The organism is Acetivibrio cellulolyticus CD2 (genome assembly GCF_000179595.2).
In the GTDB taxonomy this organism is placed as follows: Bacteria; Bacillota; Clostridia; order Acetivibrionales; family Acetivibrionaceae; genus Acetivibrio; species Acetivibrio cellulolyticus.
In genome coordinates, this window is sequence record NZ_JH556653.1 from 1154554 (window position 1) to 1172473 (window position 17920).

The 17920-nt window shown below is 34.4% G+C and carries 15 protein-coding genes, 4 tRNA genes and 2 pseudogenes; 1 reads left to right on the forward strand and 20 read right to left on the reverse strand.

Annotated elements, in window-relative coordinates:
- Position 1: 1 nt before the first annotated feature.
- The 19 genes from ACECE_RS31010 to yhdJ all read right to left on the reverse strand — a co-directional run bounded on the left by ACECE_RS31010 (position 2) and on the right by yhdJ (position 16505).
- Positions 2 to 178: a hypothetical protein gene (locus ACECE_RS31010; RefSeq protein ID WP_010246074.1), complete on the reverse strand. Its 177-nt coding sequence runs from the start codon at positions 176 to 178 to the stop codon at positions 2 to 4.
- A 358-nt stretch (positions 179 to 536) separates the two neighbouring features.
- A complete protein-coding gene (locus tag ACECE_RS0207160) occupies positions 537 to 992 on the reverse strand; it encodes an Hsp20/alpha crystallin family protein (protein ID WP_010246077.1) in 456 nt (151 codons plus the stop codon).
- A 222-nt stretch (positions 993 to 1214) separates the two neighbouring features.
- Positions 1215 to 2765, reverse strand: a complete 1551-nt coding sequence (spoVB, locus tag ACECE_RS0207165; protein ID WP_010246080.1) for a stage V sporulation protein B — start codon at positions 2763 to 2765, stop codon at positions 1215 to 1217.
- A gap of 279 nt (positions 2766 to 3044) precedes the next feature.
- Positions 3045 to 3551 (reverse strand): acyl-CoA thioesterase, encoded by a 507-nt coding sequence (locus tag ACECE_RS0207170; RefSeq protein ID WP_010246083.1) that lies wholly within the window; start codon positions 3549 to 3551, stop codon positions 3045 to 3047.
- 142 nt (positions 3552 to 3693) lie between these two features.
- Positions 3694 to 4797, reverse strand: coding sequence for a pilus assembly protein PilM (gene pilM, locus ACECE_RS0207175; protein WP_010246086.1), 1104 nt, complete (start codon positions 4795 to 4797; stop codon positions 3694 to 3696).
- A gap of 137 nt (positions 4798 to 4934) precedes the next feature.
- A complete protein-coding gene (dusB, locus tag ACECE_RS0207180) occupies positions 4935 to 5912 on the reverse strand; it encodes a tRNA dihydrouridine synthase DusB (protein ID WP_010246089.1) in 978 nt (325 codons plus the stop codon).
- Positions 5913 to 6141: 229 nt separating this feature from the next.
- Positions 6142 to 6564 carry a PilZ domain-containing protein gene (locus tag ACECE_RS0207185; protein WP_010246092.1) on the reverse strand — a complete coding sequence of 141 codons (423 nt, stop codon included), beginning with the start codon at positions 6562 to 6564 and terminating at the stop codon, positions 6142 to 6144.
- Positions 6565 to 6854: 290 nt separating this feature from the next.
- Positions 6855 to 7295, reverse strand: coding sequence for a DUF6773 family protein (locus tag ACECE_RS0207190; RefSeq protein WP_010246095.1), 441 nt, complete (start codon positions 7293 to 7295; stop codon positions 6855 to 6857).
- A 118-nt stretch (positions 7296 to 7413) separates the two neighbouring features.
- Positions 7414 to 7608 carry a helix-turn-helix transcriptional regulator gene (locus ACECE_RS0207195; protein WP_010246098.1) on the reverse strand — a complete coding sequence of 65 codons (195 nt, stop codon included), beginning with the start codon at positions 7606 to 7608 and terminating at the stop codon, positions 7414 to 7416.
- A 477-nt stretch (positions 7609 to 8085) separates the two neighbouring features.
- Positions 8086 to 8160, reverse strand: a tRNA-Arg gene (locus ACECE_RS0207200).
- A 72-nt stretch (positions 8161 to 8232) separates the two neighbouring features.
- A complete protein-coding gene (locus tag ACECE_RS0207205; protein WP_010246101.1) occupies positions 8233 to 8859 on the reverse strand; it encodes a hypothetical protein in 627 nt (208 codons plus the stop codon).
- A gap of 188 nt (positions 8860 to 9047) precedes the next feature.
- Entirely contained in the window at positions 9048 to 9404 is a 357-nt protein-coding gene (locus ACECE_RS0207210; protein WP_010246104.1) for a hypothetical protein, read from the reverse strand.
- 65 nt (positions 9405 to 9469) lie between these two features.
- Positions 9470 to 11872, reverse strand: a complete 2403-nt coding sequence (gene spoIIE, locus ACECE_RS0207215) for a stage II sporulation protein E (protein ID WP_010246107.1) — start codon at positions 11870 to 11872, stop codon at positions 9470 to 9472.
- Positions 11873 to 12174: 302 nt separating this feature from the next.
- Positions 12175 to 12250, reverse strand: a tRNA-Val gene (locus tag ACECE_RS0207220).
- Between the two features lie 11 nt (positions 12251 to 12261).
- Positions 12262 to 12336, reverse strand: a tRNA-Glu gene (locus tag ACECE_RS0207225).
- Positions 12337 to 12342: 6 nt separating this feature from the next.
- Positions 12343 to 12419 (reverse strand) — tRNA-Met (locus ACECE_RS0207230).
- 198 nt (positions 12420 to 12617) lie between these two features.
- Entirely contained in the window at positions 12618 to 14033 is a 1416-nt protein-coding gene (locus ACECE_RS0207235; protein ID WP_010246110.1) for a peptidylprolyl isomerase, read from the reverse strand.
- A gap of 153 nt (positions 14034 to 14186) precedes the next feature.
- On the reverse strand, positions 14187 to 15374 hold the full coding sequence (locus tag ACECE_RS0207240; RefSeq protein ID WP_010246113.1) for a DUF362 domain-containing protein: 1188 nt from the start codon (positions 15372 to 15374) through the stop codon (positions 14187 to 14189).
- Positions 15375 to 15704: 330 nt separating this feature from the next.
- Entirely contained in the window at positions 15705 to 16505 is an 801-nt protein-coding gene (gene yhdJ / locus ACECE_RS26880) for an adenine-specific DNA-methyltransferase (protein ID WP_010246116.1), read from the reverse strand.
- Positions 16506 to 16775: 270 nt separating this feature from the next.
- On the opposite strand from yhdJ, the pseudogene ACECE_RS26885 reads away from it, so the two are divergent.
- A pseudogene (locus ACECE_RS26885) lies at positions 16776 to 17423 on the forward strand (glycoside hydrolase family 9 protein); the annotation flags it as partial.
- A 97-nt stretch (positions 17424 to 17520) separates the two neighbouring features.
- Here ACECE_RS26885 and ACECE_RS26890 read toward each other — a convergent pair.
- A pseudogene (locus ACECE_RS26890) lies at positions 17521 to 17920 on the reverse strand (IS1634 family transposase); the annotation flags it as partial.

The window sequence follows — 17920 nt, forward strand, 5'->3', positions numbered from 1 at the left end:
TCTAACCTTCTTCAATATTATATCTTAATGTCTTGTAATACTGGTAAAGAAGGTTATCCAGCTGAACTTTCACAATTTCCGCACTTTCCTTGTCTGAGTCATAGTTTTGGTCGAAGGAATTAAGAAGTGTGTTTTTTTCAACAATCTCCTCTTTTAACTTCTGTGTAATATTATTCATTAATGACCCTCCTCTCAAACTATACTCCCCCAAATAAAAATGTCTTCTGGAATATTATACTATATTTTCCCTCAATTCTCAATAAGCGTAACAAAAACTTAATATGTGTGTAATCATTACTAAACAAGCACTCTTCACCTATCCTTCAGCTATTTAAATTAAACGCAAATTATATATATGCTCAAGTCAGGAAATTATTACAAATTTAAAAATTTTTTTTTAATAAAATTAAAGCTTCAGACAAAGATTAATCTCCACCTGAAGCTTCAAATATATTATGCTTCTTTAGAAACTATTTTTTTGATTTCACCTTATCAAAGGTAAAATCATATCCTACTTAGGATATAGAAATGTTTTACTACTGAATATCAATTTTATGAGTATTCCGTTTAGTATCCAATTCTTTTGGTAAAGTTACAGTAAGAATACCATCCAAATACTTCGCCTTCACGTCTTCAGCTTTGATGTTTTCTACGTAGAAACTTCTGCTTACAGAACCATACCTTCTTTCTCTCCTGATATAATTTCCCTTTTCTTCATTTACTTCTTCATTGCGGTCAATTGAAACAGTAAGAACATCATCCCTTAAATCCAGTTTTATATCTTCCTTCTTAATCCCAGGCACCTCAATATCCACTACATATTCCTTCTCGTTTTCACGTATATCGGCTCTAATTTCAGTCGCGGAAGGAAAAGTCCCTCTAAAAAAGGAATCATTAAAAAAATCTTCAAAAATGCTTCTACTAACATCCCAAATTTCTCCTCTTCCTGCAATTCCATTATTTTTCCTATTATACGGCACAATTCCAAACATATAAAAACACCTCCATTAACTTTGACTTTCTTTGACCTTACAATATATTTATACCATGTCTAATAATCAATTTTCAAAATTTGATTTTGACCTTCTTTGACCATTAATTAAAATTGGTTTTATTTATCTGTATTTTCTTTTGTTTTTCATAAGATTTCTAATTCAGACTATGAAAAAGTAATTATACTTGTGCATAAACAAGAAAAGGTTGAAATACTCCTTTCACCTGGAAAATTTATTTATACCTATTAGCTTCATTGTTTCCTTTCTATCAAGCACGCCAAACACGAATAACAATATAAAAGCTATAAGCACATCACCAAATATAGCTAGTAGTATAGTTATAGCAGCACCAAGTTTAAATATTGTGAAAAAGTAATATATATACTTTCCAATTACAAACATTATAAGCCCTATAATCCCAGGCTTTATTAACCAATTTCTTATATCAAGAACCATTCCAGTAGTTTTTACCACCGTACACATATTTAGAACACTAACAACTGCGGAACTTACAACCATACCTATAATATAACCTTTAATTCCATAGGCAGGAATAAAGTATATTACAAAAGCTATTCTGATTGCATATCCTACCATAGAATTCCTCAAAGAAATTCCCTGCTTTCCAAGTCCATTCATTATTCCTAATAATGTTTGCTGCAGATACATAAATATGCTTGTAAATGAGAGCAAATATAGTATTTCACCGATATGCTCCTTCCTGTAAAGCATATCACCGATTTCATTTGGAAAAACAATAAAAACAGACGTAAATATAAATCCAAGTATTAAACTCAGTTGAATTGACATGGACATTCTGTAATTCACAGTTTTGTAATTTTTGAGAGACATAGCCTCAGAAATTGCAGGAACAAGAGTGGTTGCCAGTGATGAAGTGACAAGTGAAGGAAAAAACACCAGTGGCATTGCCATCCCTGTAAGCTTTCCAAACTCCTCCATACTATTTTGGTAATTCAAACCTCCAACCAGAAGCATTCTTGGTATTAAAATCATTTCCACTGCTGCCATAATAGAGGTTACAAATCTGTTAAAAGAAATGGGAATTGAAACCTTCGTAAGGTCTCTTACTATATATCTTTTCCTCACAAATCCTCTTTTGGATACATTACCTTCCTTGTTTTTCTTAAGTTTATACACTACCAAAAGAACCAATAAATTCGCTATTTCTCCTGCAGCCATTCCTATTGTTGCCAACGCACAAGCATATTCCAGACCTATATTTAAAAAATATCCTGCCATAGTTATTACCAGTGTTATTCTGACTACCTGCTCTGCTATCTGAGAAAATGCCGTAGGTACTACTTCCTGAATCCCATAAAAATAACCCTTTAATGCAGACGCCGCTGCAACAACCGGAATACATGGTATCAAAAGCAGCATTGAGTAATATGTTCTTGAGTCTTTTAAAATAACGTTTACAATCGGGTCAATGAATAAATACAAAAGTACTGAAACTACTATTCCAGAAGATATGACTATAAAGAGTGCACATGATGTAATTCGCCTTAAATTAACAGAATGATTTTTAGCCATCTCTTCCGCTACCATTTTTGATACAGCTATTGAAATACCCGAGGTCAAAGTTAGAATAATCAGGGAGTATATAGGAGATATAAGTTGGAAAAGCCCCATTCCTTCCGCACCTATAAGATTTGAAAGATATATTCGATATACAAAACCTAATATTTTCACTATAAATCCCGCCAACATTAAAACTATTGCGCTTCCCACAAATGATTTTTTTCCCATATATTATCCCCCAAAAAAATTGTCCTCCTTATTAATATTTAACAGCAAAATTACTTATGACCTATTTTCACTATTCTTAATGAGTTTTATTGTTCACTAGCCCCTTGTCATAAATGCTATGCCTCCTTGGACGTCAATTTAATATGCAATCAGATTTTCCGCAACTACCATGATAACTGCATCCAGCTTGAGCATAAAGTTATTGGTTGGTAGAAGAATAATACAAGCATAAAAAAATGAGATGGTTCAACATCAAACCATCTCATTTTTTTATTATTTTTACATTTCCATGCTTTTTCTCTTAAGTCTTTCCTCCCGCCTTGATTCTGCCTGAGAAAAATTAAGCTTCTCTTCTTCAGTTTCAGGTATTAAAGGAGGAACTTGCGTAGGCTTTCCTGATTCATCTAAAGCAACAAAAGTGATGTATGCTTTATTTGTCAATATGGTTTTGCCTGACTTTATATTCTCTGCAAAAACGTTTACACTTACCTCCATGGAAGTTCTTCCTGTCCATGTTAGTTTGGCTTTTAAAATAACCAATTCTCCCATACGTGCAGGGTGTCTGAAGTCGAGGCTGTCTAACGCAACAGTTGCAACTATACGTTCCGAATGCCTTGAAGCAGCCATTGCTCCTGCGATATCAATCCAGTGCATCAACCTTCCGCCTAGAAGATTACCCAAAAGATTTGTATCATTAGGTAAAACCAATTCAGTCATCTCTACCTGTGATACACTTGGGGTCTTGGCATTAATACTATTTAAATGTTCCTTTGATACATCATGCATATTAGACTCTCCTTATAAAAAGCTATAAATCAAAATCTCCGGGTCACTTAACCCTTTACGATTTTATGTAACATACTCTACTTGAATTTCTCAAACTAAAAAACGACACATAATGTGCCGTTTCAATAATCACATTTACACATTATAAAGTTATACCTACAGAATTTATCAGATAGTTCAGTCTCTCGCTATCCAATCCTTTGTTTATATCAATTCCTTCAATGCTTAAAAGGCTGACCGGATAAATCGGTAAATTAAATACATCCTCCATATATTCTCTTAAACCTTTAAGTAAAGATCCTCCACCTATAATGTATATTTTTCCAACCTTATCGCCATAACATCTTTTTTCGTAAAAATCAAAGCATTGGAAAATCTGCTTTGTTATATCATCGATTACACCCTTTATGCTTTGGAAAATCAACTCTTCTTCCTCAGCAACATTAGTATCAGGTAATATCATTCCACGCATTTTCTTAAGGCGTTCAGCTTCATCAACCCTTTTATCAACCTTTGCAGCAATAGCTTCATCAAGATTACTGCTGCCCCTTAATATGACCTTGTTAAACTCAAGAACCCTATCTTTAAGAACATTTACTATCGTTGTTTCGGACCCAAAATCAATAACCGCAAAAGTATTTTGACTTAGCTTGCTATACTTCTTTTTCTTAAACCACGTTTCACTTTCTGTTACCATTATATCTCTATTAAAAAACTTAGCTGTACTGTTAGCAGGTATGTCAACCGACATAGGCTTCAAACCAAGCTCAACCAATATCTCTATATAGCTTTGAATAATACTTTTTAATACAGCAGTAACAAACACCTTCATTTTAGTAGACCCATCTTCCTTGAGTTCGTGAAGAACTTTATAATCTATCTGATGGGCATCCATATCAATAGGCATATTCTGTGAAATAGTGTTCCTGACGGCAACAGCCAAATCCTCCCCAGGAATTTTGTCTATCATAAAAATACGAGAGATAATATTAGTACCTGACATAACAATTTTTGCATTCTTAGCCTTAACATTAATCTCGTTCATTACTTTTTTAATTTCGTTGGTAACGCTTTTAACGTCCTTAATAGCCCCATTCTTTATAGACCCCTTAGGTGTAGATGCTATTCCGAAGTTCTTGATAAATATCTCATTGTTTCGCCCGACTTCAACTTCAACAATTTTTATATTCCTGAAGCCGATATCAATACTTAAAAGGCTACTTTTTACAAAAGGTAACGTTACCATTTTATCTACTCCTTAAGTATTATTGAATAAACTGTGCCTGAAAAAACTTATTCAGTATATATATTACCATTCTGATATACTAAAATCAATATTTTGCCCTAATTAAGTTATAAATTACACTTACATACACTACTTTATTAATTATTTATAGTATACATGCTGTGTAAATATTCATCTAGCAAGTTTATCACTTCATCCTGGGAATTTGAGTGAAAAACTTTCTCTCTTAGTATAGCTGAATTTTTCATTCCTTTAACATACCACGCAATATGTTTTCTCATTTCCTTGATTCCTGAGCTTTCTCCCTTAAGTTTCACAAGCATTTCCATGTGTCTTTTAATCATATCTATTTTATCTTCATCGTATATATCGGATAGTTTTGGATTAAATTTTAGATATTCTAAAATATTCTTAAAAATCCAAGGGTTACCCTGAGCTCCTCTACCAACCATAATAGCATCGCAGCCTGTCTCTTCAAGCATTTTCCTTGCATCTTCCTCTGTAAAAATATCTCCATTGCCAATAACAGGTATAGATACTGCTTCCTTTACCTTCTTAATAATATCCCAATCCGCCTTGCCGGAATAAAACTGTTCCCTGGTCCTCCCATGAACAGCTATAGCCGCTGCCCCGCTATCCTCTGCTATCTTTGCAATTTCAACAGCATTTACGCTATTTTCATCCCACCCCTTACGGATTTTAACAGTAACAGGTTTACTCGATGCCCTTGATACCTCACTGATTATCTTCCTTACCAGTAAAGGATTGCGCATTAGAGCACTTCCCTCACCGTTTTTAGTTATCTTTGGTGTCGGGCATCCCATATTTATATCAATAATCGCAGTATTTAGCTGACTCAACCTCTCAGCAACCTTTGCCATTATATCCGGTTCAGATCCAAAGATCTGTATTGCAGTTGGTTCTTCTAACGGATCTATTTCCGTCAATTTAAAGCTCTTTACATCATTATAATAAATGCCTTTGGCACTGATCATTTCAGTATATAAAAGACCGCATCCCTGCTCTTTGCACAAAATTCTAAATGGCATATCAGTAACACCCGCCATTGGCGCTAAAAAAATATTATTATCAAGCAATACATTGCCTATCTTCATATAACTCCTCCCATTGAAGACATTTTAGCAAAATAACACTAATTTGACTACAACCTTTGTAAAAAAGCGCATTAATTAATAATTAGCGAAAAATACGTCACAAGGTAGAAAACAAAAAAAATAAGATTAAAAAATCTTATTAAAAACTAAATCCTGTCTCTCATTTTCTAAGACATTTTTTTTATTTTAAACATCTTTTCTACAACTTTCAAGTAAACCAAATGAATTCTTAAGCTTTTGCAGGCCTGAATCCAGGATTCAATATGAAGGAATATATCCCATCACCAGTAGCAACTTCAGAAGTAGTTTTTGCGGCAATATTTGCTTTAAAAATTTCATCAAGTTGAATCTGTGCATGTTTTTCGATTTTGTCATACTTGATAGCATAAGAAAATCCATCAACAGATTTTTTCTCTTCAATAATCCGTCCTTCAAGAGGAATACTGAACTCTGTAATCATGCTGTAAACTTTTAAGTCAAATTTCAGCACCTGCCCTACTTTGTATGATTTGTCAGAATAAAATTTAAGCCCGGAAGTTGAAATATCGTCAACTTCAACATCCCTCCATCTGATCATGTCAGAGCTTACGGCTGCAGTACATAAAGTAGCATTGTTCGTTTTTTGGGTTAAGCTTTCTTGGAAAACACCCATGATCATACCCCCCCTTGGGTTTAATCTTTATAACATATTTAGTTGTTATGTACTTTAACTTTTATGTGTTCAAAAAGTAGCAAGCTGTTTTTTACGCTTAATATACGATTGGTTGTGATACTTGTTATAGATAGTATATAGAAATTTTTGATTATTATGTACTTCTTTTATATTTACATTTTACCATATCGCTAGGATAATGTCGAGTGTTAGTTTTTTCACTATAAGCTCAAGAGTAAGTCAAGCTTCATTTTTTTAAATTGTTAAATGAAAGTCAAAATTCTTAGATTCTAATCTTCCTCAACAGATTTTTGACGTTTTTTTGCAATAGCTACTATAATAGCTGTTCCAACGGCTACAATTACTAAACCTACTGCAAACCCTGCAAAAAATGCTATATGTGTATGAAAATCGAGTATTTTATCATTTGAAAGCCCCAACAAACTGATCAATAAGAGTATGGCACCAAAGAAACCCCCAATAATTTTAACTTTAGCCTTTTCCCTTTTTGTGCCATTTACAAATATTCCTCCAAATAATCCCCTTACATAGTAATAAATCCAAGGTAATACCATTACAAAATATAAGTCTATACTTTCAATAAACCCTTTCTTATAAAATACAATCCTTACCATAAAATCTATAAACATCAGCAATGATGCTATAAACATCGCTTCAAAACCATACTTTTTCTGTAATCCTATTATCCTCTCATCCACTATCTTTTTCATAAAATATTCACCTGCACCCTTTCATACTTAATATTTATTTTTCATCGCAATTCGCTATTTATAAGTCTGCATAACAACTCGTTCATCTTTAAATTTTGCTATCTTCCAAAACATATACTTATCCCTCCCAAAACAAATCATTTAAAGTCTTATTTAATGCTTTACATATTTCAATGCAGAGATTAAGTGTTGGATTGTAATTCCCGGACTCAATCATTCCTATGGTTTGCCTTGTAACGCCGACCTTTTCAGCAAGCTGCTCCTGAGACAAATCACATTCAATACGAGCAATCTTCATTTTTTTATTTTTCATTCCATCTTAATCCTCCCCTCACTGATCTCTAATTTCATTATATGATATACTTACCAAATTGTCAATTATATATTGCATTTTATCTTGTATAATATCCAAATTCGCAGATATAAAAGGCATTGAGGCAAAATCATTACCACATTTTCTCTATTACACCATTTTCACATTTCTATGACATTACATTGTTTAAAAAGATGGAAACAAGAACATCAGTGCTATAATGAGCAAAATAAGCAAACCTTTTTTTGCATAGCAAATAACCTCTCCCTTCGGGTAGTTTATTAATTTTGAGGCATTTACTATATGCCGTTCATTTGATTTTCAGCCCCATTATTATTTTATTAGTAGCTTCTTAAATAGCACTTAACTATTTCTTAAAGAATTCTTAAAATTCTAAAAATGTTGTAGTTTTGGTGTTGCTGTTTGTGGGTAAAAAAAGAAATATACCAAACCCCGAAAGGCTTGACATATCTACTTTGGCGTCCCGGACAGGAATCGAACCCGCATCAGTGGAACCGGAATCCACTACCTTATCCATTAGGCCACCGGGACTTGGATAATAATCACCATAACATTATAATCCAATATGCGTAAATTGGCAACTGACACATATATGAAAAAAAATTATTTAAAAAGCAGCAGAATCCAATTTCCTGCTGTGTAAGTCAGTGCATAGGAAAGCAGCAGGTTCCATGTATATACAATTACAAATATCATACTCTTTAATCGGTCGTCAAAATCATAAATTGTATTTATCCCTCTTGATACTATTGCACCTAACCATATGGGCACTAGGATAAACTCAATCAACGCCATGGAAGCGCTAAAATCGGAAGACATGCCTACCATGCCACCTAAGTACACAGTAGCAGCAAAAAAAGCCTGTACAGGAACAATAATAAAATACGCAGATATGTAGACTTTCATCAACTTAATCAATTGCCCGTTTATATTCTTGATTCCCTCTTTCACTCTGAAGAATTTGAACAAATCGAACAAAGGCAGCGCAAAGAAAACGATATCTATAAGTCCAAGTAAAATACCAACGCAAAGCGCCAACGTGGAATTAAATATTAAAACAGTAAGCGACTTATTATAAAATAGTCCGGGAATATGATCCAAAAGTAGGAATGCAACATCCGACAACCCCACAAATATAATCCCCAAATACAAAGTTGGAAGCTTATCCGTTATCTTTGCAAAAAAAGATCTTGGAAAAAGCAGTATATCTAAAAAAGTTGGTTTCTCCACAAAAAGATTCTCCTTAGGGCTTCACAATACTAATACCCATCTTAAAAAATTCTTTTAAAGTCTATTTTGTAAAAATAGATTGGGGTATTGCTTCCGTGTCCTTAATTATTTACTATTAATAATACAACTAAACAACTTCAAAATCAATTAAATAATGTAAAGCTGATAATTATCATCAAATATATGTCTTATAAGAATTTTGCAACTATAAAAAACAAAAGTACAATACTTGCAATCAGAGCGATATTAATCACAGTATTTGTAAACAGTTTTCTTTCAGGTATAAACGGCTTTAAGTTCAATTCATGAACAAAGCCGCCCTTTAAGTCCTTTTCTTTCACAAAATTATTAATTATGTCCTCAGCTTCCTTTAGCAAGTAATTATTAGCTTTTTTTGAGCTGTTAGCAGATGTTATTATTACATTTTTATTTTTATTCTTGTTCTTATCACTTTTCTTGTCTCTGAGAACAAGTATAGCTTCTTCAACTATATTTGAAGATATATTCCTGATAACTACAACCCTTCTAGTCTCATCACATACCATAAAGTTCCTCCAAAAGATATATTCAGAGATAGTTTGTGGCATTTTGGTTATAATTATACATAAATTTATCCAACTCTTTTCCAAACCTTGGCTACCAATACCGTCATATCATCTATAGCCTTGTTTCCGCAGTTGGAATGGGCCTTGTTCAGGATAGCATCCGCAATCCCTTGAGGATTTATATTTTCTATTTCATCAATATATTGCACAAGTGCTTTTTCTCCTCCTTCTTCTGTTTTAAACGAGTCTATAATACCGTCGGTTACCATAATTATAAAATCACCATTGTTTACAGTCTTGCATACTAACTCAGTTTCAATCTCACTTAATATTCCAGCCGGCAGAGATACGGATTTTACCGTTTCTACCCTTTGACTCCTCTTAATGTATGTAGAAACTGCTCCAATTTTAACAAACTCTACCTTTCCGTCATACAAATCAATTGCAGATAAATCTATAGTAGCAAAGGAATCATCGTCAGACTTTAAAACAAGTATTGAGTTTATAAGCTTTATAGCCGTATCCTTATCGAAACCCGTTTCCATGAACTGTTCAAGAAGGCTTATCGCTGCCCTGCTCTGACAGTCTGCCTTCTGGCCTGAGCCCATACCATCACTCAATGCCACTATATACTTTCCATCTCCGGTATTCATAAATGTGTAATTATCACCAGATACACTTCCTTCAAATTTACCAAGCTTTGCAACCCCTGTAGTAACTCTGTAGGTCTCTTCCTCTACAAGCTTCAATGTACAAATGCCTGTTTTGTGATTCTGTACGCACTCACTACTGTCTTTTATCATTCTCCTCCCTAAAACTCCAGTCGCTACCTTCTCAATAGTATTTATGCAACTTCTCTTGCCACCACATCCTTTATGAAAAATAGTTACTTCATTCTTCCCCCATTTGTTTTGAAATATAACAGCATCATTTGCTTTAATGCCTACTTTATCAAGCTCAACCAGCAGTTGATCCTCCATTTCACCCTTAAATTTAACATCATAATCAATCTCATTTGCCAGATTCGCTATAACTCTAGAAAGTCCGTCCAATTGTTGGGACATAAGTCCTCTACTCTCCCCAACCCTGTTTTTCCATACCAGATTTACTTTAAAAAGCTCATATATATTATTCACCTGCTGTACAAAATCACTTATCCTTTCGCACCTATCCATAAAATAATCAGGGATATCCTCTTCCTCAATGTGCCCTTTATCCTCAAGCTGTTCTACTATTTTAAACATCACCTGATATGTGTTGTAAAAGTTTCTGTCCCAGCAATGCAGGCAGAGGCTGCAATCTTTGCAAACTTTGTCTGCCACCCTGTCAAATAGTAAAGATATATCCTGCTTACTTGTTGCTGTGCTTGTCTCAGATATCTCGTTGAATGTTTTCGATAGTTCTCCAAATGCCTTTGAAAACTTATTAAGTCTCTCAATAGTTAACTCTTTTATCCTTGCACTATATCCTGCTTTATCTCTTGCGCCAGTAGCAGCTATTGCAAAATATCCTATTGAATCAGTAATTAGCTTTTTAGGAAAAAGCATAAATATAATCACTGCCGCCAAAATATCCTTTATATATATAAGAACCTCTGTTGAGCCGTTTAAGTAGAGTGTAAGTACCGCATTTGCAGCAATAAATCCAATACCTGCACCTGCCTTTCCCAGATTTTTAAATACACCCGACATCAAACCGCAGAATGCATAGGAAGCAATAACTATAGGCAAACCAGGTTCGGTTATATTCACCACCATCCCGACAATTACCCCCACTGCTGCCCCTACCCCAGGACCTGCACAAAAACTAAACAACAGAATCGCCAGAATTCCTAAAACATTTATAAGATTTATCCCCACCAACTCGACGTTCCCTATTCCCGCCAAGGTTAAGCTCATTAGCATTGCCATACTTATCATTTCTTCATTAGAAAAGACATTTCGTTTTTTCGTTCCCTCAATTATCGCTAGTGTATTTTTAAATATAAATACTAATGAAAATACCAGTCCTGAATAGCATATACTTTTTAAAATATCATATAGTAGAAAACCTTGAAAAGAAACCATCACCATTTGAGGTATCATCACACTGGCTAATGCAATTACCGGTGATTTCAATCTGCTCTTTGATTTAGCACTCGTAAATAGCATGTCCAGAGCACTGAATATTATCATGGAAGTAATCGTTATATATACCTCTTCAAAACCGCCACCTGTCACCATACCAAAGGATACTGCCAGAGCCATCAAAATTCTGCTTATGCTTGTACCTGATGCTGCGATAAAGAATGCAATTCCAAATGGCATAAATCCCTGAAATAAAGAAATTCTTCCTAACACAAAACTAATCAGCAGTATTATAATGTTACTCTTTGAAATTGAAATGCTAGCGAGCATCCCTTCCTTTGTTTTTCCATACATCCTTCCGAAATCACCTAATTTTTGATACGGAATAGCTTGTGTTTTCATCTTTTGTGACCCCCCACTAAATATTTTGGATTTTGCTGTGCACGACTGATTATAGGGTATATCAAAAAAATTATTTGTCATATTTGGTTGGCAAAACACAAAATTATTCTGACACTTATCCACAAAACACACCGTAGGATTACACAAAATCAACTTAAATAAGCCCTGCTCAAATTTTCAATTTAAGTTTGAACTCTCGATTTTGATGTGGAAATTTGTTGACTAAAGTCTATAACTTTTTATCCTAATAGAAATTTTTTTTAAAAAAAGAAACTATACATAAAATGTATAGCTTCCTTTTTTGGTGGGCACTATAGGGCTCGAACCTATGACCCCCTGCTTGTAAGGCAGGTGCTCCCCCAGCTGAGCTAAGCGCCCAAATGATTTTATGGTGACCCATAGGGGATTCGAACCCCTGTAGCCGCCGTGAAAGGGCGGTGTCTTAACCGCTTGACCAATGGGCCAATTAATGGTAGCGGCGGTCGGATTTGAACCAACGACCCTGCGGGTATGAACCGCATGCTCTAGCCAACTGAGCCACGCCGCCATATTTATTTAATACTGGTTTTGATTATCGTACCATCCCCAGCACGCTTTAACATTGTAGCAGATACATGAACAAAAAGTCAATAGTAATTTATATTTTTTTTAATGTTTATTAATGGAAATAGTTCTTTGACATAAAATGTCTTGAATAAAGCAGCTATAGCATTAGCCACAGCTGCTTTAGAGATAGGGAAATTAACTATTCCCCTTCCTTTTCATAATATTTCTTATTTACTCTTGCAGCGTCCTCTTGAAGACCTAAATCCTTGTATGCACTTTCCACAAGCGCTAAAGAATTAAAATTATCTCCCGCTACTTCTTCAGCTTTTTTCAATAACTTGAGTCCTTCTTCTGTTTTATTCGTTCTATAAAGGCTTACTCCCTTATAAGTATAAAATGTTGATGCTGAAGAATTTACATTTATTCCGATATCACATACTCTTATGGTTTCTTCCCAGTTTTTAAGCATTCCATAACTCTCTGCTGCTTTTTCAAGATTTACATAATTTTTATCTTCCTTATATGCAGCTTCGTAATCCTGACCTGCTTTTAAATATTCTCCACTGGCAAATTCTCTGTATGCCCTCATGGCTGTATCAAGAATTTCAATAGTTTCCTGGGATTTTATTTTCTCAAGCCATTCCTTATACTTGTCCGATTCATTAAACTTGGAAAGCAGCATATTTTTCTTATAACTTTCAATGTCAGGATAGAATTTACCTATATGTTCAATTAAAGCAATATTATAACCACTTTTCATTTTGACAGGAGCTATAAGCTCGCCTACCTTAGCATTTGAGTATGCAGCCTTTAACTCTTCATTTATTGAAGAAAAAGGTACATATTCATTCAATCCTCCATTATTCTTTGTATCTTGATCATCAGAGTATTTTTTTGCAAGTTCTTTAAAATCTGCGCCCTCAGAAAGCTGTTTGTAAATATTGTTAGCCAAATTCAAAGCTTCCTGATCACTCTTTTTCTCATTCGATATATATATATGCCTGAAGGTGTATTCAGTGTTTGCAGCTTTAAAGCTCTCATATTCCTCGTTTAATTCTTTGTCAGTAACCGTAATCCCATATTCTGCTGCAATATCAGGCATAACTTTAAGTTTGAGAAGAAATAACTTAGCTACATCTCTCAGCTCATCTTCACTTTCATAATCCGAAGTCGTCAAGAATACCTTAAAATCCTCATCGTTATCATATTTTGATTTGATATAGACTTTAATATACTCATCAATTTCAGCTTCTGTTACCTGTTTGCCTGACTTATTGATCAAAAAGTTGTTTACAACAGCATCATCTATTACTGCTGATAAAATCCTATCATCTATTTCTTCCTGAGATGCTTGCATAAGGTCAGCTTGTTTATCTACCTTAAGATATATTTGGCTTTTTTCGTCTTGAAAAAGCTTTTTATCTACAAACTCTCCTCCAACTTTAAGCACTTGATATCCATATAGATCTTCCTTCTCATCTTTGCTTCCGACTTCACTTGCTTTTTCACTGACGGGTTTGTTGTTAAAATACATTATTCCCCCAACCGTTATACCTGCCACCAAGATAACAGCTCCGGCTATAATGGAACCTTTCTTAATCTTACTGGAATTCATACTTTCTCCTCCAATTGCACTTATTAATTTCCAATATGCTGTTCATATTTAAGACAGCTGTTCTGCTATAATTTAAGTTATCTCACATATTTATTTCATAATAATATAATACCACAAAATCAGCCCTTATAGAAACTTTAAATTGCAAATATACTAATGTCTGCGTTTCCACTTTGAATCCATAAACAACGATGCTGCGAAATTTATTATTCTATCCATAAATCGGTTTCTTTTTATCTCTATTGCCTTTGCGGGGCACATTTCCTGGCAGCAAAAGCAGCGTATACACTTTGACAGCTTTGCCTCAGGCTTTTTATTTTTCATTTGAATAACCTTTGGAGGACAGCTTCTCATGCAGTCTCCACAACCAATGCATTTATCCTGAATAAATACAGGTTTTGGAAGCAGGTTACCTGCAATTGATTTGATTAAACCGTTTTTAATGAATCTAATTTCCTTAAGTCCATTCAGAGCAGGTACATCAAATTCTTTAACCCTTACATCATCAACCTTCTCCCCAATGAATTCAATTTTATCGATATTATTTTCACACAAACCCCTGTCAATTGCATTCTTAATTACCGGAACACTTTGAGGAGCAATCTTCACTATGTTTACAGCTGTCAAATCCAGATCAAAAGCATTCTCAGATGCCAGAATCACTCCAATTTCCTTAGGCTTGCCAGCAGATGGTCCCGGCCCCTCCATCCCTATTATGGCATCCATGACATTTAAAGCCGGCTTAACGCTGAGAAAAATGTCAATCAGCGCATCTGCAAATTTATCATATTCCTTCATGTTAAAGTGATACTCTACCTTTGATATACCAGCTATTGATCCAAACATGTTTTTTACAGCACCTGTATAGACCATTTGACCATGGGTCTTCAGCTTTGGTATGTTAATTACAAGATCTGCCTCCACAAGAGGTTTAATTACCCTGAGCTTCTTAATAAACTTACCATCAGGATTTTGAACCTCTAAATCAGATGTATCATAATTCAACTGCACTCCAACCTCATCTGCCATTGCTTTCATGCCTGTAGCAATATATATATCCTCCAACCTGGACTGGGTATATGGTCCACCAGGGCTATCAACTACCGTTACTTCAGCTCCTGCACTTTTTACTATCCTGGCCAGTTCTCCAACCAATACTGGATGTGTAGTTGCAGCATCCTCAGGTCTTTTCTTCATAAGCATGTTAGCTTTAAGTGCAACCTTCATTCCTGGTTTGATGTATTTATCCACACCGCCAAGATTCTCAAAAGTTTCAAGAAGTGCTTCTCTCACAATTTTTTTATCGTATTGAGGGCATTTTACTATAGACACTATACTCATTAATAATCTTCCTTCTCTCAAAGTTACTTAATCTAAGTAAAACCGTGTTCATTTATGCCTTAGTATAACATTAAAATATTGCATTATCATTACATTTTAGTTACAAATATTGACATAATAGTCACAACATTATATTATGAATAACATAAAGTTTACAAAATTCTCTTAAAACAGGATGAATTTTAGCACTTTAGTGATAATTGATAAAGCTAGTAGATTTTTTTTGCATTTTATTTTTGCATTTGGGTGTAATAACATAGCTAAGTATTCTTACTATGTACAATTCCGTTCTATGCAATCCGTGGTGTTCCAACCACGGTATTTTTGTATTTACTCACTTAAACCCAGAACACGTCTTAGACCAATTCCATAATAGCAATCGTTCAACTCAATGCCAATGGACTTGCGACCAAGCCTATTTGCCACTACTGCTGTTGTAAAAGTACCGGAGAAAGGATCAAGTACAATTTCATCCGGGTTACTTGAAGCCTTAACAATTCTTTCTAACAAAATTTCCGGTTTCTGTGAAGGGTGGTTTTCATATTCACTCATTCTATAACGCACACGTGAAAATTCCCATACATTCCCTGGAACTTTTTCATTATTGTAGGGCTGTGGAGGTGTTTTTCTATAATCGATCAGTTTTCTGACTGCTCCAGTCCTCGCCTCCACCTTTATATTCTCCCAATTAAAAGTATATCGTGCTTTAGCTGATTTGTTCGCCATTATAACAGGCTCATAAAGTGAGCCGTATTTATATTTTGACTGTACCCCTGAGCTATCATAGTACCAGACAATATTATTAATAACATTATACTTTTCACGTAGATATACATCTATATAAGAAATGTTCTGAGTAGAGTTCATTATATAAATAGTCCCATTATCCTTTAAAACTCTGAAACACTCATCAATCCAGGCATAACACCAATGTAAGTATTCACTCTTATTCTTCCAGTTATCACTGTCATTCCCGAAGTCTTTCCCCAAATTATATGGTGGATCTGCAAAGATCAAATCTATAGTCTTTTCCTTTAAATAAGGCAAAACACTCATACAATCACCATTAATCACCATTGAGCCTGTATTACAAGTGTACGGAAAATTAAGCTTGCAAAATAATTGTTCCATTTATTCCTCTAATCCTTTGTCAATTTTAAGCAGCATTATACACCCAGTAATTTCTATAGTCAACGTTTTAAAGGTTTTCAGTATACTTAAAATTATGGAATAGTGATATAATTTTTATATGCAAGTTCAACAATTTGTATTAACCTTATATAAAATATGTAAAATATTATTTACTGAATATATTTTATAAAAAAATATAAATATTTTTATTGGGGGGTATTAAGTGTGAGTAAAATTAAAGTAACTGTATCATTTGTGTTAACTTTTTGTATGTTGCTATCAATTGGAAGTTTTCCGACAAAGACAGAAGCTGCATCTGAATTTAATTATACGGATGCCTTTGCCAAATCAATTTTATTCTATGAAGCAAACTGGTGCGGAGAAGATGCAGGCAACAATAGGTTAAAGTGGAGAGGACCCTGCCATGTTAATGACGGTAGTGATATTAGTGTTGATCTTACCGGTGGCTTTCATGATTGTGGAGACCACGTAAAGTTTGGACTGCCTCAGACCTATTCTGCATCAACATTAGGCTGGGCATATTATGAGTTCAAGGATACTTTTATTGAAAAAGGCCAGGATGAATATATGCTTAATATCAATAAGCATTTTTGTGACTATTTTATAAAATGCTTTGTAAATGATACAACATTTTATTATCAGGTTGGTAATGGTGACACTGATCACAGCTATTGGGGACCACCGGAAATGCAGGATACTGAGAGACCAACTTTTTATGTTGCTAATCCAGAGACTCCAGGTTCTGATGTTGCCGGAAATGCATCTGCAGCTCTGTCATTGATGTATCTGAATTATAAGGACAGAGATTTGGAATACAGTGAGAAATGCCTTGATACAGCAAAAAGGTTGTATAACTTTGGCAAGAAGTACAGAGGAAACAGTAAAGCACAAACCTATTCTCATCTTTGACAGTTGAAGAGAAGAAAAAGCTTGAAACCTCTTGAATTTAGGCGGGTTCAAGCTTTTCTTGTTCTTTAAAAAATTGAGTACTTTTTTAGTTTTTTGTGTCTTTAAAAATTTTTTTAAGTTGTCTCATGTTAACGATTTGATAGTCTGTTCGGAAACCAAATTTTTTCATGTAAATCATCGGTGAAATCCGTTCTTGTGTACGTCGGAACATAACCTTCGCCTTTGATTTCAATAAAATTCATACTTCTTAGCCCAGATATTATCTCTCCACAGGTATATTTTTCCGAAAGCTTTTTCTCTAACAGCCTGTATATCATTAGCGAAATGAAGCAAGTCGTAAAATGTGCCTTAATTCTATCATCCCTCTGCAAATAAACGGGTCTTGCCTTAAACTCTGACTTCATAATACGGAAGGACTCTTCAATTTCCCAACGTCTTCTATTAACTTTAATAATAGCTGAGGCGTCATCTTCGAGATTGGTGCA

Bases quoted from the DNA above. Each gene is read 5' to 3' on its own strand.
- ACECE_RS31010 (WP_010246074.1), bottom strand. From the start codon at position 178: ATGAATAATATTACACAGAAGTTAAAAGAGGAGATTGTTGAAAAAAAC.
- ACECE_RS0207160 (WP_010246077.1), bottom strand. From the start codon at position 992: ATGTTTGGAATTGTGCCGTATAATAGGAAAAATAATGGAATTGCAGGA.
- spoVB (WP_010246080.1), bottom strand. From the start codon at position 2,765: ATGGGAAAAAAATCATTTGTGGGAAGCGCAATAGTTTTAATGTTGGCG.
- ACECE_RS0207170 (WP_010246083.1), bottom strand. From the start codon at position 3,551: ATGCATGATGTATCAAAGGAACATTTAAATAGTATTAATGCCAAGACC.
- pilM (WP_010246086.1), bottom strand. From the start codon at position 4,797: ATGGTAACGTTACCTTTTGTAAAAAGTAGCCTTTTAAGTATTGATATC.
- dusB (WP_010246089.1), bottom strand. From the start codon at position 5,912: ATGAAGATAGGCAATGTATTGCTTGATAATAATATTTTTTTAGCGCCA.
- ACECE_RS0207185 (WP_010246092.1), bottom strand. From the start codon at position 6,564: ATGGGTGTTTTCCAAGAAAGCTTAACCCAAAAAACGAACAATGCTACT.
- ACECE_RS0207190 (WP_010246095.1), bottom strand. From the start codon at position 7,295: ATGAAAAAGATAGTGGATGAGAGGATAATAGGATTACAGAAAAAGTAT.
- ACECE_RS0207195 (WP_010246098.1), bottom strand. From the start codon at position 7,608: ATGAAAAATAAAAAAATGAAGATTGCTCGTATTGAATGTGATTTGTCT.
- ACECE_RS0207210 (WP_010246104.1), bottom strand. From the start codon at position 9,404: ATGGTATGTGATGAGACTAGAAGGGTTGTAGTTATCAGGAATATATCT.
- spoIIE (WP_010246107.1), bottom strand. From the start codon at position 11,872: ATGAAAACACAAGCTATTCCGTATCAAAAATTAGGTGATTTCGGAAGG.
- ACECE_RS0207235 (WP_010246110.1), bottom strand. From the start codon at position 14,033: ATGAATTCCAGTAAGATTAAGAAAGGTTCCATTATAGCCGGAGCTGTT.
- ACECE_RS0207240 (WP_010246113.1), bottom strand. From the start codon at position 15,374: ATGAGTATAGTGTCTATAGTAAAATGCCCTCAATACGATAAAAAAATT.
- yhdJ (WP_010246116.1), bottom strand. From the start codon at position 16,505: ATGGAACAATTATTTTGCAAGCTTAATTTTCCGTACACTTGTAATACA.